Annotated in this window: 8 protein-coding genes; all 8 read left to right on the forward strand. The window is 42.5% G+C overall.

The features are described 5' to 3' along the window. Window positions 1-266: 266 nt before the first annotated feature. From J2Y40_RS02030 to J2Y40_RS02065, 8 genes are read left to right on the forward strand one after another with little or no spacing between them, the layout of a single operon-like run. Entirely contained in the window at window positions 267-7304 is a 7038-nt protein-coding gene (locus J2Y40_RS02030) for an SDR family NAD(P)-dependent oxidoreductase (protein WP_309996377.1), read from the forward strand. A gap of 19 nt (window positions 7305-7323) precedes the next feature. Continuing rightward, window positions 7324-11574 (forward strand): beta-ketoacyl synthase N-terminal-like domain-containing protein, encoded by a 4251-nt coding sequence (locus J2Y40_RS02035; RefSeq protein WP_309996380.1) that lies wholly within the window; start codon window positions 7324-7326, stop codon window positions 11572-11574. Next, a complete protein-coding gene (locus J2Y40_RS02040) occupies window positions 11562-11861 on the forward strand; it encodes an acyl carrier protein (protein ID WP_110366628.1) in 300 nt (99 codons plus the stop codon). Before J2Y40_RS02035 ends, J2Y40_RS02040 begins: the two co-directional genes overlap by 13 nt. After that, window positions 11852-12634, forward strand: a complete 783-nt coding sequence (locus J2Y40_RS02045; RefSeq protein ID WP_153394135.1) for an alpha/beta fold hydrolase — start codon at window positions 11852-11854, stop codon at window positions 12632-12634. The genes J2Y40_RS02040 and J2Y40_RS02045 overlap by 10 nt, the downstream gene beginning before the upstream one ends. Then, a complete protein-coding gene (locus tag J2Y40_RS02050; protein ID WP_309996384.1) occupies window positions 12627-15032 on the forward strand; it encodes a nucleotide disphospho-sugar-binding domain-containing protein in 2406 nt (801 codons plus the stop codon). Before J2Y40_RS02045 ends, J2Y40_RS02050 begins: the two co-directional genes overlap by 8 nt. A 4-nt stretch (window positions 15033-15036) precedes the next feature. Beyond that, window positions 15037-16305 (forward strand): condensation domain-containing protein, encoded by a 1269-nt coding sequence (locus J2Y40_RS02055; RefSeq protein ID WP_309996387.1) that lies wholly within the window; start codon window positions 15037-15039, stop codon window positions 16303-16305. Continuing rightward, window positions 16302-17555, forward strand: coding sequence for a condensation domain-containing protein (locus J2Y40_RS02060; RefSeq protein ID WP_309996390.1), 1254 nt, complete (start codon window positions 16302-16304; stop codon window positions 17553-17555). Before J2Y40_RS02055 ends, J2Y40_RS02060 begins: the two co-directional genes overlap by 4 nt. After that, on the forward strand, window positions 17552-18094 hold the full coding sequence (locus J2Y40_RS02065) for a hypothetical protein (protein ID WP_309996394.1): 543 nt from the start codon (window positions 17552-17554) through the stop codon (window positions 18092-18094). Before J2Y40_RS02060 ends, J2Y40_RS02065 begins: the two co-directional genes overlap by 4 nt. The last annotated feature ends 20 nt before the right edge of the window (window positions 18095-18114 follow it).

Genomic DNA, 18114 nt, shown 5'->3' on the forward strand with positions numbered 1-18114 from the left:
ATTATTTAATTATAATTGTTTATAATTATAATACTAGGATTGTGCCCTATTGTTTCGAGGAATAATAATATAAATTGTTTTATTTTAATTTTATTTGACTGAATAATAATTTATTATTAAAAAATTATTATCAAATTTCATTTATGATTGAAAATATAATATAATTTATCTATTTTTATTCCGTCATAATTTTCTGCTTTTTTCACCAATAAAAAGTGGGCTTATGATATGGAATTTCCAATTTATTACTTCAATACTATAGATGCATGAAAAACTTAACCATTATTGGATTAACACCCTTTGAAAAACCCGATGTCAATCTTTTGCCTAAATTGCATCAGGCGGGTGCGTTTCCCGTTCTAAACTTAGGATATGAACTGGCTGCTGCTCAGGAAGCACTGGATCAGCTGGATCACACCGATATGCCTTCTTATGGTATTTGTCTTGTTGACGATCGGTTTTTATCCCTTCAGATTCCTGAAAAAGTAAAATTTGCCATTCTGCCATGTGGTGCTTCGTTAAATGTAGCTACAGATTTACCGGTTATCTGCCAGGTAAGCAGTCTCGAAGAAGCCAGAAAAGCAGAAGAATTAGGGGCAACAGGAATTATTGTTAAAGGAAACGAAGCTGCCGGGCTTGTGGGCTATGAGTCAACATTTGTGCTGTTTCAGCGCGTAATTAAAGAGATTACTACTATTCCTGTTTGGGTACAGGGAGGGATAGGAATTCATACGGCAGCAGCAGTAAAAGCTCTTGGAGCAACAGGAGTGGTGCTGGACAGTCAGCTGGCTCTGTTTCCGGAAACCAATGTTCCGCAGGATATCAAAGATCTCTGCTCAAAATTGAACGGAACAGAAACCAGGATTATAGCCAATCATCGTGTACTGGTAAGGCCTAATTCACCCGTGTTACCGGAAAATATCACAGCTGAAGAACTTACGGAATATTTTAACGGTTTTGATCTTAACAGTAACTATATCCCAATGGGGCAGGATATTTCCTTAGCCATAGATCTGTATGAAGATTTTAAAAGTCTTAAAAAACTGGTCTTCGGATTCAAAGAAGCAATGTATGGACATCTGAAACAGGCAAAAGCCCTTCAGGTAATTGATGAAAACAATGCGATGGCAAAGCAGTTTAACCTGCGTTATCCTATTGCTCAGGGACCAATGACCCGTGTAAGCGATGTTCCTTTATTTGCCGATGCTGTAGCAGAAGCAGGAGCGTTGCCTTTTGTTGCGTTGTCTTTACTGAAAGGACAAGCTGCGAAATCTCTGGTAATGGAAACCAAAAGACTGGCCGGGGAAAAAACATGGGGAGTAGGGATCTTAGGATTTGCACCTCAGGAACTCCGTGAAGAGCAGACATCTTATATATTGGAGGCCAAACCACCTGTGGTTCTCATTGCCGGAGGAAGACCCGCTCAGGCCAAAGTATTTGAAAAAGCCGGAATTACAGCATTTCTTCACGTCCCATCTCCTGCATTACTGGATATTTTCCTGAAAGAAGGAGCCACTAACTTCATATTTGAAGGAAGGGAATGTGGTGGTCACGTAGGCCCGCTTTCAAGCATGGTACTTTGGGAAAAACAGATCGAAAGGATCTTAAAAGAAGAACACCCTGAAAAAATCAGTGTATTTTTTGCAGGGGGAATCCATAATGCCTTTTCAACAGCATTCGTTTCTGTGATGGCAGCTCCATTGGCAGCAAGAGGTGTAAAAGTAGGTGTATTGATGGGAACAGCTTATCTCTACACGAAGGAAGCTGTCCTTACAGGGGCTATCCAAGAAGAATTCCAATTGCAGGCTATGCAGGCAAAAGATACCGTTCTGCTTGAAACAGCACCGGGACATGAAACACGCTGCCTGAATACTGCTTTTGCTCATCACTTCAATGCAGAAAAAGCAAAATTGCTGGCTGCCGGAGCTGATAAAAAAGAAGTTTGGGAACAGCTTGAAAAATTAAATGTAGGCCGTCTGAGAATTGCAGCGAAAGGGGTAGAGCGCCAGGGAGATCAGTTGGTGAATATTCCTAAAAATGATCAGCTTGACCTGGGAATGTACATGATCGGACAGGTAGCTACCATGCATAACCGTGTGATCACTCTTGACAGCCTTCACCACGACGTAAGCATCAACAACTATGAATATATCAGAAACGCTGAACTTCCGGAACTTCCGGTATCAGGTGAAAAACCACTGGATATTGCCGTTGTTGGGATGGAATGTATCTTCCCGGGAGCTAAAAACCTTCAGGAGTACTGGCGTAACATCATTCTTGGAAAAGACAGCGTAACAGAAGTCCCGGATGAAAGATGGAATAAAGATCTTTATTACCATCCGGATTCAGACGGACCGGACGTGTCCCATTCCAAATGGGGAGGATTTATCCCTAAAATAGATTTCGATCCGCTGGCATTCGGAATTCCGCCACAGTCTCTTGCTGCTATTGAACCAACACAATTGCTGACCTTATTGGTTGCCAAACGGGCAATGGAGGATGCCGGTTATGGAGAAAAACACATCAACAGAGAAAATATTTCTGTAATTATTGGGGCTGAAGGAGGTAATGACCTTGCCAACAGTTATAGTTTCAGAGGCTATTATAAACAGGTTTTCGGTGAACTTCATGAAGAAGTGAAAGAAGCTTTCCCGCATACCACAGAAGATTCTTTCCCGGGTATTCTGGCCAATGTAATTGCAGGCCGTATTACCAACCGTCTGGATCTTGGCGGAAGAAACTTTACCGTAGATGCAGCCTGTGCATCCTCTCTGGCAGCTATTGATCTGGCATGTCAGGAGCTTGTATTAGGAAAATCTGATATGGTGCTTGCCGGAGGCGCAGACTTACACAACGGGATTAACGATTACCTGATGTTTTCCAGTACCCATGCACTTTCCAGAAAAGGAAGATGTGCAACATTTGACGGTGAGGCTGACGGTATTGCCTTGGGAGAGGGCGTTGCAATCCTCGTTTTAAAAAGATATGAAGATGCAGTACGTGACGGTGACCGTATCTATTCCGTAATTAAAGGAGTAGGCGGATCCAGTGACGGAAAAGCACTGGGGCTTACAGCTCCGCGAAAGGTAGGGCAGGTGCGTGCTTTAGAACGTGCGTATGCCCAGGCTGGTATTAGTCCGGCAGCGGTTGGATTGATAGAAGCTCACGGAACAGGAACCGTAGTGGGGGACAAAACAGAGCTTAGCGCTTTAACCAACCTGTTCAGTTATTCAGGAGCTTTGCCGGGACAGACTCATTTAGGATCAGTAAAAACACAGATAGGGCATACGAAGTGTGCTGCCGGATTAGCAGGTTTAATTAAAGCTTCTCTTGCAGTTTATCACGGGGTAAAACCACCAACACTTCACCTTCAGAAGCCTAATACTTATTACAATCCGGAAACCAGTCCATTCTCTTTCCATGCAGAAACGGGATTATGGACTGAAAAGAACCGTTATGCGGGAATCAGTGCCTTTGGATTTGGAGGAACCAATTTCCACACGGTCATTGCCAACCATCCGAAACAGGATGATTCCATTGCCATGCAGTCGTGGCCTTCAGAACTATTTGTATTCCGTGGGGATACTTATGAAGAAGCCAAAGGACAGTCAGGTCATATCAAAGCCTTACTGGAAGTCAATGACGGTATTCCGTTAAAAGATATTGCATATAGTTTAAGCATCAGTTCAGAAAAACCAATTCAGTTCAGTATCGTTGCAGACACTGCTGAAGATCTGATGATGAAGCTTGAATTGGTATTATTAGGAATCGAAACCAAAGATACCTTCACCGTTAATAAAAAAGAAGGTAAAGTAGCCTTTACATTCCCCGGACAGGGAAGCCAGAGAATTAATATGGCCCGTGATCTGTTCGTAGTGTTCCCGGCAATGCGTAGGCTTATTGATGAATATCCTGAACTTGAAAAAGTAGTTTTCCCTTCTGCAACATTCAATGAAGCAGATTTAAAACAACAGAAAGAAACCATTAAAGATACCCGCCTGGCACAGCCGCTTTTAGGAATTGTTGATCTGGCATTGGCAAAATTCTTAGAGTCATTAGGGATCATTCCGGATATGCTGGCTGGTCACAGCTATGGTGAATTGCCTGCACTATGTTTTTCAGGAGTATTTGGAGAAGATCAATTGGTTGACTTAAGTATTCAGAGAGCTCAGTCTATTTTAAATTCAGTAGAAGGCGGAGATCCGGGTTCAATGCTCGCAGCAAGTGCTACCCATGAACGTTTACAACCCATCCTGGCTAAAGCGGAAGGGTGTTATCCGGTTAACTTCAATGCTCCTAATCAATGTGTCATTGCAGGAACTACAGAAGCTATCCATAAACTATTGGAAGCCCTTAAACAGGAAGGTATTTCTGCTAAGAAACTTGAAGTGGCTTGTGCATTCCACAGCCCCTTACTGGCAAAATCAAAAGATTTATATGCTGAGGTATTAAAAGACATTCCTTTTCAGGAAATGCAGATCCCTGTATGGTCCAATACCACAGCAGAAGTATATCCGGCAGATCCTTCAGACATCAAAGAAAGACTGACTGAACATCTGGTACAGCCTGTAAGATTCGTAGAGCAGCTTCAGGCGATGTATAACGACGGTGCAAGAATCTTTATCGAGGTAGGACCTGGAAAAGTACTTACCGGATTAACCAAATCATGTCTTGAAAAAGATCAGCTGACCTTATATGTTGAAGACAGCAGCCGTAATAAATTTACCCATTTGCTTTGCATGTTGGCCCAATATTTAGGAACAGGCCGAAACTTCAATATTGAGAAACTTTTTGATGGCCGCAGCGTTCAGCTTATCGATATCAATCAGCCTGAACTGTATAAGAAAAGTCCTGCCATTTGGCGGGTGAACGGACAAGCTGCACATCCGACAACAGGTTCACTGCCTGCTAATGGTGCACTCCCTATTATAAATCCTATTCCCATGAACAATTTTACTACTAATAATACTACACAAAACCCTGCTCCGGAAAGCTTATCTACAGCTGAACGTATGCTGCAGGAATATTTAAACAGCATGAAATTAATGATACAGGCACAGCGTGATGTGATGCTCTCCTTTATGGGACAGAATCCTCAGGCGAATCCGATGCCTGTTTATAATAGCCCAATGCCTGCTCCTGAACGTATGATTCCTGTGCAGCCTGTTCATCAGGAAAGAGCGGTTGCGGTGGCAGCCTCTGCGGTTGCCGTAAAATCAGCTCCTACAAGAGATATCAAAGCATTATTATTGCAGGTAGTAAGCGATAAAACAGGCTATCCGAAGGAAATGCTGGGCATGGAAATGGATCTTGAAGCTGATCTGAGCATCGATTCCATTAAAAGAGTGGAAATCATAGGAACCCTTCGTAATGAATTGGGAACATTAGGTAACGGCAGTACCAATGAAGATATGGTGATGGAACAATTGGCAGGAGTCAAAACCCTGAGCGGATTAGTTTCATGGCTTACTGAATTCTCCGGAGCAGATACATCAACAACTCCTGAAAAAAACGGAACCGCAGTTGAAAATACTTCAGAACCACAGGCAAAATCTGCTTTATCCCTGGAAGACCTTCAAAATGCTATTCTCAATATCGTAAGTGAAAAAACAGGCTATCCGAAAGAGATGCTAGGACTTGATCTGGATCTGGAAGCAGACCTTAGTATCGATTCCATCAAACGTATGGAGATCATTGCAGATCTTAAAAATAAGATCGGTTTTGGTGAAAATCTTGAGCAGGCTGATGATGTAATGGAAAAACTGGCGGCCATTAAGACCCTTCGCGGACTGGCTGGCTGGATCAGTGAAATGAACGGTGATACCCATGAAGTAAAAAAAGAAATAAAGGAAGAAATCACTCCTGAAGCTGCCAATAATGTATTATCACGTCTTCGTTTTGACATTACACCTACCGATGCTTCCTCAGTACAAAATACGGAAACCCTTCAGGGAAAACGTTTTGCCATCACTCAGGATGACAGCAAACAAACTTCTGCAATCAAAAATGAACTGGAAAAACATGGAGCTATCGTAGAATTGGTAGATACAGAAAAAGATCTTTCAAATGTTGATGGATTAATCATGCTGGACCTATTCTCAGCCGTTGATAAGCCAAGCATTATTGATCATGTTGATTTAATTAAAAAACTTGATTTTGACAAAGTAAAATGGGTATATCTGATCTCTGATATTCCTGCCCATCTTCAGGAAATCACTGATGTAAGTGTTTTACGCCATCACCAGGGATATCCCGGACTTTTCAAAAGTTTAGCAAGGGAATTTGAAAATACAACCTGCAGACTGATCAGCCTGAATACACCACAGGAAATGGATCAGATCGCTGAAATTACGCTAAAGGAAATACTGATCAACGATAAACCGGCTGAGGTTATTTATAAAAACGAAAAAAGACATAAGGTCAATATTATCCCTTCACCATTGTCTACAAGCCTAAATGAAGCTCACATTCAGTTAGATCAGAAATCAGTGGTGCTGGTACTTGGAGGAGCACAGGGAATTACTGCGGAATTGGTGAAACACATGTCTCAGACCTATCCGTGCACTTATATTCTGGTTGGAAGATCAGCAGATCCGAGAAACGGAAACATGGTAAAAGAATTGGAAACAATGAAAACCAAGGAAGAAATAAGAAGTTATCTTATCAAATCCGGAGCATTCACTTCCCCTGCCGAAATAGAAAAAGAAACCATCAGAGTTTACAAAAATAACCAGATTCTGCGCACGATCCGCGATATGGAGGCACTTGGAAACACAATTGTTTATCAATCATTAGATCTTTGTGACGAAGAAGGCTTAAGCAATCTGATCAGCAGTATTTATGAACAATACAACCGTTTGGATGGAGTGATTCACGGAGCAGGTCTTTTAGAAGATAAATTATTCAAGCAAAAGACAACTTCTTCATTCGGACGTGTGTTTGATACCAAAGTAAAACCGTTGCGTGTACTAGCAGAACAGCTTCATACAGACTGCCAGTTCGTTGTATTATTCTCAAGTATTGCTTCTGTATACGGTAATAAAGGCCAGACCGATTATGCGGCTGCCAACAGTGTTTTGGATGATTACGCTAACGCTTTGAATAAAAGATTGAAAGGAAAAGTAATCTCCATCAACTGGGGCCCGTGGAAAGGAGCCGGTATGGTTTCTTCCACCCTCGAATCAGAATACGAACGCCGTGGAATTTCCATGATTCCGTTGGATGAAGGAAAAGAAATCTTCCTTAACGAGATCAGATACGGAACAGAAAGTCAGGTATTGATTATGTCAGGAAACAACTGGTAAACCTCTGTACAGAACCCATATGAAACAAACAGATGTTGCTGTAATCGGCTTATCCTGTGTCTTTCCCGGAGCACAGGATGCCGACACTTTCTGGCAGAATATTGTCAATAAAGTAGATTCCACCCAATCCGTTCCTGCTGACAGAATTGATCCTGTTCACTTCAGCGATGCTACCAGCCCGGTTGACCGTTTCTATTGTAAACGGGGAGGATTTATCCCTGATTATGAATTTGATCCTACCGCATTTGGAATTTTACCCCTTGCCGTGAAAGGAACAGAACCGGATCATCTACTGACTCTTGATTTAGTTCAGAAAGCTTTAGAAGACGCCGGAATATTTAAAAAAAATACCTCCCTTGAAAAGACCGGAATCATCATCGGAAAAGGAAACTATACCGGGCCGGGCGCTACCCGTGCCATTGAAATTGTAAGAACCGGAGAACAGATTTCTTCATTACTGAAAGAATTGCTGCCTCAGGTTTCTTCAGAAGATATTGAAAAAGTTAAATATGCCTTTCAGGAAAAGAAAGGACGTTTTGCGGCAGATACCGCCATGGGATTGATTCCTAATCTCGTGGCCTCACTGGTGGCCAACCGTTTTGATCTGGGAGGAGTGGCCTTTACCGTGGATGCGGCCTGTGCCAGTGCCCTAATTGCAGTAGATCATGCGGTGCAGGAACTTCAGCGAGGGCGCTCCAATATCATGATTGCAGGAGGTGTACACACCGGACAAAATGCTGCTTTCTGGAGTATTTTTGCCCAGCTTGGGGCCATGTCCCGTCAGGAACAGATCAAACCATTCAGTCAGGATGCGGATGGACTGCTGATCGGGGAGGGCTGCGGTTTTGTGGTTCTGAAAAGGCTGGAAGATGCAGTCCGGGATCAGGATAAAATCTATGCTGTGATTAAAGGAGTAGGCGTAAGCAGTGACGGAAACGGAACCAGTGTGATGAGTCCGTCCGTGAAAGGCCAGCTGAAAGCTTTAGAACAGGCATGGCTCAATGCCGGTTTAGATAAAAATAAAGTAGGTTACCTTGAAGCTCATGGTACCGGAACTCCGCTTGGAGATAAAACAGAACTTCAGACCTTAGCTCAGTTCTTTGGGAGAGAAGAAACGGCTCCTGTTGCCGGGATAGGATCTGTGAAATCCAATATCGGGCATGCTATGCCTGCCGCAGGAATTGCCGGGTTAATTAAAACGTGCCTCGCCCTGCATCACGACACATTACCACCAACATTATACTGTGAAAATCCGGTTGCAGATATGCAGCAAACCCGTTTCGAGCCTGTACAGGAACCGAAAAACTGGTCAAAAACAGGACTTCCCAAAGTTGCTGCTGTGAATGCATTTGGATTTGGGGGAATTAATGCACATGTTGTTCTTGAAGGTTATGATATGCCCAAAAAAGATCATATCCTGATATTGGCAAGACCAACCCATGAAGAACTGCTTTCTGCTTTACAAAATAATGAGACAGCAATAGGGGAGGGAGATTTCAGAGTAGCAATATTCGATCCGACCCCTGTAAGAATAGAAAAAGCCATTAAAATCGTTTCCAAGAATCTTATCTGGAAAAACAAACAGGATATCTGGTACACTTCTGCACCATTGCTAAAAGATGGCGGAAAAGTAGCTTTTGTATTTCCGGGCTTAGATGGTCTTGCAAAAGGTGAAGTTGAGAGTGTGAGCCGTTATTTCGGATTAGCAGCGCCTATAGAAACCGAAGGGGAAGGCCTTTTAACGGATGCCCTGAACATCTTCAACAATTGCAGTATCCTTGACAATTCACTGAAAAAATTGGGGATCATCCCGGATATGAATGCAGGTCACAGTTTAGGAGAATGGCTGGCCGGATATTCATCAGAGCTTGCAGAAGCCAATTCTGTAAAAGCCTTAATTGATGTCCTGAATCCGGAAACATTTGAATTAAAAGATTCCAAATTCATTGCTATCGGAGCAGGAATTGATGTCGTAAAACCTTTTATTGCGGAGATTGAAAACTTATATGTTTCCAATGACAACTGCCCTAACCAGGTGATTCTTTGCGGAAGCAATGCTGCATTGGATGAATTGGTTCCTCTGTTAAAATCAAAGCAGATTTTCCATCAGGTATTGCCTTTCCAATCAGGGTTCCATTCACCTTTTATCGCGGATAAACTGGATGTGATCCTTGCCGGAATGGAAAAGGCTCAGTTTCAGAAAACAAAAATCCCGTTATGGTCTGCTACAACTCTGGAACCTTATCCTTCAGATCAGGCAGCTATCAGAAAACTGAGTGCCGAACACTTGGTTGAACCGGTTCGTTTCCGTGAACTGACGGATAAATTATACGAAGAAGGGGCAAGAGTGTTCATTCAGGTGGGAACTGGGGGTCTGATCGGATTTATTGATGATACGTTGAAAGGAAAAGCATTCAGCACGATTGCTTCCAGTGTTCCGGCGCGTTCTGCATTGGCGCAGTTACAGCGTGTAGTCGCTTCATTATTTGTAGAAGGAAAAGTAATTGCTCTTGACTTTTTAGACATTCAGAATCATTCAAAAAAGTCATCAGGTAAGGGCATTAAACTGGAATTAGGTTCGCCTATTATCCGTGATTTTAAAGAAGTTAAAACATTGGCTCAATCATTGGATGCGCCAAAACAATATGCAGGTTCGGCCATTGCCACCAAAAGCGGCCATCCGCTGGTACAGGCATTCCAGGACAATGTTGCCGATATGATCCGTATGCAGGAAGAAGTCCTGACTTTATTCCAGAACCGTCCGGAAATCACCATTCAACGGCCTGCGCCTGTAGCACAGCAAGTTGCTCCAAAAACACCGAGAAGTACAACCTTTTCTAAAGATTTATATGTAACACTGGAAAGTCATCCATATCTCATCGATCACAGCTTACTGAGACAGCCTAAAGGATGGGCTCATGTAGCCGATATGGAACCGGTAATCCCCATGACGATGATCTTTGAGCAGCTGGCAGAAATTGCAGAAGCGGAAATTCCGGGAACTTTGGTTCATAAAATCATGAACGTAAGTGTTTTCCAATGGATGAACGTGGCCAAGCCTTTTGAGAAAACCGTAAAAGGAGAATGGCGTGGATCTAACCATGCTTATCTGGATATTGAAAACTTTGCGAATGCAGAAGTGATCTTAAAATCATCATCTGTTCCTGTTCCAGCTTTCAATCTTTCCATTGGTAATCTTTTGCCTATTGAAAGAACCCCTGAAGAAATCTATGACATGCACATGTTCCACGGAGAAAAATATCAGGGAATTACGGAAGTTTCAGCTGTTGGAGACAAAGGAATTGTCGGAAAAATAAAAGGAAACGGAGGTAAAGGTTCTCTATTAGACAATGCAGGACAGTTATTCGGGCTTTGGCTGCAGCTTACCTTAGTGAAAGACCGTATCGCATTCCCTGTAAAGATCAGAGATATTGAATTCTTTGGCGATATGCATGATCAGGAAGGTGTTTTTGAATGTACCTGTATGCTGACCGAACTCAATGATGAATTTGCTATTGCAGATATCATCCTGAAAAGAGACGGAAAAATATGGTGCGCTATTACCGGCTGGCAGAACAGAAGACTGGAAATTGATGCCGCTTTATGGAATGTTTCCATGTCCCCACTGCATAACCGCCTTTCGGAAGAGATTGCTCCTGAAGTTTTCTTTTTCCACCAGGCTTATACCAGAGTCGCTTCATGGGATTTTATCCTGAAAAGATATTTCAACCAGACGGAAAAGCAATATCATCAGCAATTATTACCAAACAAGAAGAAAAACTGGATGGTAAGCCGTGTAGCTGTGAAAGATGCCGTTAGAAACCTTCTTCGTCAGGAAAAAAATCATGCCTGCTTCCCGATCACTTTTGAGATCCGTTCTGATGAAGTGGGGAAACCTTATCTCATCAGTGATTTTACAGAAGATATTCATATTTCACTGGCTCACAAGGGAAAAGAAGCGGTGGGTATCGCGAGATATGGCAAGTCTGTAGGAATCGATATGGAACTGATGGAAGAACGCAGTTCAGGATTCTACGACATGGTATTTACCGACAAAGAATTAACCTTATTAAAAGACAGAGATCAGGCAGAATGGACCACCCGGTTCTGGGTAGCCAAGGAAGCTTATGGGAAATTCCTGGGAACCGGACTGAAAGGAAATCCTAAAGCTTTCGAAGTCGAACTTATAAAAGACGATCACCTGTGGATCAACAACATTGAAATCAAAACTATTAAACATAAAAATTATATTATCGGATGGACACTGTAAACGCAACATTAAAAATGAACCACGAAGAACTTTTTATCCTTTTAAAAGGTTTTATTACTGAAGTGATAGGCGCTGAATTTGTAGAGGAAATGGACATTACTCCGGAAAGTTCATTCACCAAAGATCTTGAAATGGACAGCATTGAGATTGTCTCTTTCTCTGAAAAGATCAAAGCGCATTTTGGCGATCAGATCGATTTTACAGGCTGGTTATCTTCTATGGACCTTGATCAGCTGATCAATCTTGACCTTAGTATGATCATCAATTATATCTACGAATGCCAATAATTACGGTCAATAACAGACAAGTTCATATACAGGAACTCAACAAAGGAGCCGAACAAACCGTGGTACTGATCCACGGGATGTTCAGCAACCTGTCCATTTATTACTTTAATATTGCCCCCGTATTGGCAAAGCATTTCCATGTGGTGATGTACGATCTGAAAAGCCACGGGATGAGTGAGCGCTTTTTGGATGGCTACGACCTTGAAAACATGTCATCCGATCTGATGGGTTTAATAGATCATCTTCAACTGGAAAAAGTACATCTTGTCGGCTACAGCTTCGGAGGGCTTATTGCGTTAAAAACAGCATTGAAATACCCTGACCGCATCAATCAATTGGTAGTGATGGAAGCTCCGGATCCTCAAGACGAAAAAGCCCGTAATATCATTGATGAATACAGTAAAGAATTCCTTGAGCATTATGTGGCCAACTTTACAGATACCACCAAAATACAGATGGGTAAAAGACAAATGGAAAAGAACCATCGTATGTATGAATTCCTGTTTAATCAGACCAGCATCAAAGCAGATATGATCAGGGAAAAACATTTCCTTGATGAAGCTGATTTCAGCCAACTGACGGCTTCTACTTTATTGCTTTACGGTACTGATTCCAACTGCAGACCTACAGGAGAATGGCTGCAGTCTCAAATCGGGCAGTCCGAACTTGAATTAATTCCCGGCGATCACAATATTCCCATCCAGGAGCCTCAGCTCATAGCAGAGACGATCGCTCATTTTTTATCTAATATCTTAACGAAGAACCATGGCTAAATTTGCATTTATAATTCCACCATTAACAGGACATGTCAACCCTACCTTAAGCATCGGTGCTACTTTGCTGGAAAGAGGACATGATGTAGTCTGGATCAGCCTTGACCCGACTTTAGAGGCTAAACTTCCCGAAGGAGGAAAATTATTACTGATTCAATACGATCAGACCGACGAAGAAAAGAAAGAAAGTGAACAATATCTCGATATTATTTCAAAAAAAGTAGTGTATGGCATTGACAGTGTTAAGTTTCTTTACGAAGAGGTCCTTATCCCGCTGAACAGACATTGCTATAAAGGAATTGTCGCTTTATTAAAAATAGACCAACCTGATTTGATTATTGGGGACCACCAGCTATTTGCCGCTCCTGTTGCCGCGAAAACTCTTGGAATCCCTTATGCTACTTCCGTTACCGCTCCGGCTGCCATTAAAATCATGAATGAGCTGCCTAAGGTACACGAATGGGAGGTAAATCAAATCATCGATTTACAAAAGGAACTTGGCTTCTCTGAAGAACGATCTCTGGCCACTTCAGACCTGTTAACCCTTGTTTTAACCTCGAATTATTTCTTTGGTGAAATGGAAGATCTGCCTTCTCAATATCAATTCACGGGTCCGGTTCTTACAGAAAGACGTATCTCATGTGAATTTGATTGGGATCGATTAAAAAACGCTACTAATAAAAAGATTCTGGTAAGCATCGGAACAACCTTCGATCACGATCATAAAAAAGCATTTTTCCAGAAAGTAATTGATGCTTTTAAAGATGAAAACTTAACGGTTGTCGTGGTTTCAGATCCGCAGCTTTTTGAGCAATGGCCGGATAACTTCATGGTGTATCAGCAGGTTCCCCAATTGGATCTGTTACCTCACCTTGATGGAGTGGTTTGCCACGGTGGTCACAATACCGTTTCCGAAACATTATCCAACGGAATTCCTTTGGTCGTAATCCCAATCGCTTATGATCAGTCGCACGTTGCCGGAAGGGTAGTACGTACAGAAGCGGGTGAACGTCTGAACTTCAACCGTTTTAAAGCCAACCACCTGAGAGAAGCTGTACAGCAGATTTTAAATAACCCGAGCTACCGTGAAGCGGCTCAAAAAGTAGGGCAGTCTTTCGCAGAAGCCGGAGGTTCAGCAACCGCAGCGGATTTATTGGAACAGGCAATATCAAAGGCTTCAAAACCTGAAAAACCATCTAAGTTTTTGTTTGTTGTTCCCCCGTTTTTCGGACATATCAGCCCGACTTTAAGTGTGGGAGCCAGCCTGATTGCGCGCGGCCATGAAGTGAAATGGTTCGGAATTACTCCGCTGGACAGCAAACATATTCCGGAAGGAGGATCTTACTTCTATCCTGAAGAAGAACTTGTTTCGCATCAGGAAGAGCTTCAGCGTATTTTAAAAAGACAGGACGACGGACCTTCATGTTCCGGCCCCGAAGTCATGAAGCTGGCCCTGGAAGAAACCTATGTTCCGTTTGCTAAAATGATGATGCCGGGACTGACCAGGTTGACAGAAAACTGGATGCCAGATGTGATCGTGAATGATTGTATTACTTTCGGAGGTGCGCTTTTTGCTCATAAAAACAATATTCCTTGTGTCACAACAACACCTGTTCCGCCGGATGTAATGGGAGATACGGAAAAAAATGCCCCTAAAATCTGGGAATGGCAGCAAAATCTTATTAAAGACTTACAGAAAGAAGTCGGAATTTATGAAGAAGGTATTTATATTCATTCCCATAAACTCAATATGGTGTTTACCTCACAGGCTTTCGCAGGCTTTGAAACCGTTCCGCCTCATATGAAATTTGTAGGTCCGGTGAAAGGACGTCCGAATGATGTTCCTTTCGACTGGGAAAAACTGAATGCTTCAACCACCCCGAAAATATTTGTGTCTCTCGGAACACTGCTGGTAGACATCCGTAAGGCTTTCTTTGAAAAAATCATTGCTGCATTTGCAGACCAGCCGGTAACGGTTGTAGCAGCCACTCCGCCGGAGATCTTTGAAGAATGGCCGGATAACTTTATCGTGAGCAGTTTTGTACCGCAATCCGCAGTGATGACTCATATGGATATGGTGATCTGTCATGGTGGTTTCAATACTGTAAATGATACTTTCCGTAACGGATTACCGATGCTGATCACGCCTATTGCATACGATCATTTCCATATCGCCAAATTAATTGAACAGGCAGGTTGCGGAAAAAGTATCCGATATAAAAGACTGCGTGTGGATGCCCTCCGTGAAACTGTTTTTGAACTGCTGGAAAACCCGGAATTCAGAATAGCGGCTCAGGAAGTTCAGAATACCTTCCTTACCGCTGGTGGTAACGATAAAGCAGTAGAACTTTTAGAGAATTTTGTACAACAGGAACAAGCAGCATTAGCTTTAATATAAGCCTATGAAAAGAAAACTGTTATTTGGTGAACGGATGCTTTTGGGTGATGGAACGGAACCTTTCAATGCGGTGATCCCTTTCAGGCTGAGAGGAACTTTTACTTTGAAAGAGATCCAGCAGGCATTGGCACGTATTCAGGACAAGCATCCGTGGCTCAGGGCATTGATCAGCCATGATGAAAAAAATATACCCTGGTTTGATGTTCCGGAAAAACCGATATCCATTCCGGTAAGGATTCTGGTCCGTCAGGGAGATAATCAATGGCAGGAGGAATCCAGAAAGGAATGGCAAACTCTGTTTAATTATGAAAAACTTCCCCTTATCCGTTTTGTGTGGATCAAAGGAGAGGAGGTTTCTGATATGCTTTTTGCGTTCCACCATTGTTTATGCGATGGCGGTTCTGCAATGATGTTCCTGTATGAGTTCCTTAAGGTGCTGGATGATCCTTCCGCAGACATCGGAACCGAAAATCCGATCCTGGGAATTGAGGATGTGGTACCTGCGTCTATGCTCGCCAGCCGAAAACAGCAGCTCAAAGCTAAATTTATCGGAAGACTGGCAGCTACGGCCATTAAATGCATTCCTGTCAGTAAAAAAGGAATTGAACGAAAGGATGATTACTTGATCCATTGGAAGTTAAGCCCAACAGAAAGTCGGGAGTTTATGGAGTATTGTAAGTCTCAAAATGTTACCGTGAATACTTTTTTAAGTGCGGCCATACTTCAGGCTTTCAAAAAGGTAAAAGGGACGGCTGCTTTCAATAAAGTTTCCTGTCCTGTAGACATCCGTAGGTTTGCCCCGCAGATTAAAAACGATCATATTTTCGCGTTTGGACTGATGATTGTGGTTTCTGCGAATGAAAAATTAAGTTTTTCCGATAATTTACCTGTGATGCAGAAGGCCGTGGAACTTAAAACTTCTAAACTAAATCCTTATATCACCATGATGGTTATGGAATCCGGACACGATGCGCTGAAGAACTTTACGAAACTCCTGAAGAATGGGAAATCGTCCAACGACTGTATGTTTTCCAATTTGGGACGGATTCAGATTCCACATGAATATAAAGAATTTACCCTGGATACCATTTTTAGTCCTTCAGTGATTGGTCCCTTGGGAAATACAACGACTATGGTGGTTTCAACCTTCCGGGGAGAAATGGATTTTTCTTTTGTAGGAAGCGAAGGATACCTGCCTTACATCGAGGCTTTGGCGATCCGGGATGAAGTTATTCAAACTGTTAAAAAAGAAATGGAATATACTGCCGTATGATGAAACGAAGATTAATGATGGCGGAAAGGATCATGTATGTGGATCCTGAAACGCCTGTCAACTGTATATTTACAGCAAAGATCAACGGTAAAATTGCCGAAGAAAACTTTACAACGGCCCTGGCGAAAATTCAGCAGAAACATCCCCTGTTGAGGATGCGAATTGATCATAAATTGGAAGAATATCCCATTTACATAGAAGAAAAAGAAATGGGACCAATTCCTCTCCGTATGGTTGAAAGAAGTTCAGATGACGACTGGATGAAAGAGTCGGAGAAAGAATGGTTCCGAATGTTTAAGGATGAAAAAAAGCCGTTGGCTCAACTGGTGTGGGTAAAAGGGGAAAGGGTTTCCGAAATTCTTTGGGTAATGCCTCACTGCATCTGTGATGGAGCATCTTTGGTCACGTTGATGCGGGAACTTCTTGAATTGCTGGATAATCCCTCTTCTGAACTGCAGTCTTATGAGGTTTTCAGTTCGGCAGACGATTTTCTGCCTCCGGATTTTGATCTGAAAAAGAAGAAACGCAATGCCCGGTTTTATCTGCTGATGGCTAAGTTGTTTTTCCTGATGCAGCGGAAAAGCAAAGTAAGAAACCTCGGAAAAAATTACGCGATTCACTGGAAAATGGATGCTGAAGCCACTTCACAGATCACAGAAATGTGTAAATCACAGGGAATTTCTGTGCATGCTCTGTTGTGTGCTTCTTTTATGCAGGCTTTTCAGGAGAAGCAGGGCAGTAAGGCTAAAGGAAAAGTGATCAGTCCTGTGGATGTGCGTCATTTTATTCCGGAGATCAAACAGGATCATGTATTTGCGTTTGCCCCTACCGTTGAACTTTCGATCAGGAAAGGCAGCCGGGATGTGGTACACAATGCTAAGCAGATCAAAAAAGAGCTGGCTTTGAAAATAGAAAAGACGCAAGCCCGTGAACTACTGTGGATGGGGGAGCAGATGCATCCGATTGTTGAGCGTATGATCAGCCTGCTGAAATCGAGCAGGGGAGGACATGACGTTACCTTATCCAATATGGGGAAACTCAATATTCCGGCTGATTATAACCATTTTAAAGTGGAAACGATCTTCAGTCCGACAGTGGCTTTCCCGTGGCTGAACTCAACAACACTGGTGACCACTACCTTTAATCAACAGATGGATTTTATGTTTATTTCCCATGAAGACTTCCTTCCCAAGGCAGAAGCCACAGCAATTAAAGATAAAGCGCTAGAATTCCTGATGCAACCCGTATGAAATTGAAAATAAAGCCTCCACAACCCAAAAAACTCAAGAAAACCACCCTGAAACGCTTTTTATTAAAGCGCACGATATATTATGTCCTACCTAACGTATTTTTTAATTTTATCATCGCTTACGCCAGCTTCAAAGAGTTAGGCTACACCCATTTCTTCGCCGGAGAACAGAACCTGGCGCGTCTCACCCTGCCTATGGCTATCTTTCTTCCGGTAGTCCTCACCATTGACATTATCAAAAGAGTCACCGATGCAGCCAGTCAGGAAGCCATAGAATTTACCGTAGATGAACAGTTGAATATTAAAAAATTAATGACCAAACTGAGTATTGTACACGGTTTGGTTTCCGGCTTGCTGGTGTTGTGCTTATTGTTTGTGGGACAGTTTAATTTATCCAAGGATTATAAGCTGGATGGTGCAGCGATGGCTGTGGTAGTGGGAGTTTTGGCGGGAGTGCTGTCTGTGGTTTTTGTGTATTTGCCGGTGTGGAGGTTGAGAAGGTGGATGGGGAGGAGGGTTATGATTGCGGATTTGAATTAATAAAGTTTTATAATATTATC

Origin of the sequence: Chryseobacterium sp. 2987 (assembly GCF_031456375.1) — a bacterium.
In the GTDB taxonomy this organism is placed as follows: domain Bacteria; phylum Bacteroidota; class Bacteroidia; order Flavobacteriales; family Weeksellaceae; genus Chryseobacterium; species Chryseobacterium vaccae.

Excerpts from the sequence above, each read along its gene's own strand:
- J2Y40_RS02030 (WP_309996377.1), top strand. The coding sequence starts at position 267 with ATGAAAAACTTAACCATTATTGGATTAACACCCTTTGAAAAACCCGAT.
- J2Y40_RS02035 (WP_309996380.1), top strand. The coding sequence starts at position 7,324 with ATGAAACAAACAGATGTTGCTGTAATCGGCTTATCCTGTGTCTTTCCC.
- J2Y40_RS02040 (WP_110366628.1), top strand. The coding sequence starts at position 11,562 with ATGGACACTGTAAACGCAACATTAAAAATGAACCACGAAGAACTTTTT.
- J2Y40_RS02045 (WP_153394135.1), top strand. The coding sequence starts at position 11,852 with ATGCCAATAATTACGGTCAATAACAGACAAGTTCATATACAGGAACTC.
- J2Y40_RS02050 (WP_309996384.1), top strand. The coding sequence starts at position 12,627 with ATGGCTAAATTTGCATTTATAATTCCACCATTAACAGGACATGTCAAC.
- J2Y40_RS02055 (WP_309996387.1), top strand. The coding sequence starts at position 15,037 with ATGAAAAGAAAACTGTTATTTGGTGAACGGATGCTTTTGGGTGATGGA.
- J2Y40_RS02060 (WP_309996390.1), top strand. The coding sequence starts at position 16,302 with ATGATGAAACGAAGATTAATGATGGCGGAAAGGATCATGTATGTGGAT.
- J2Y40_RS02065 (WP_309996394.1), top strand. The coding sequence starts at position 17,552 with ATGAAATTGAAAATAAAGCCTCCACAACCCAAAAAACTCAAGAAAACC.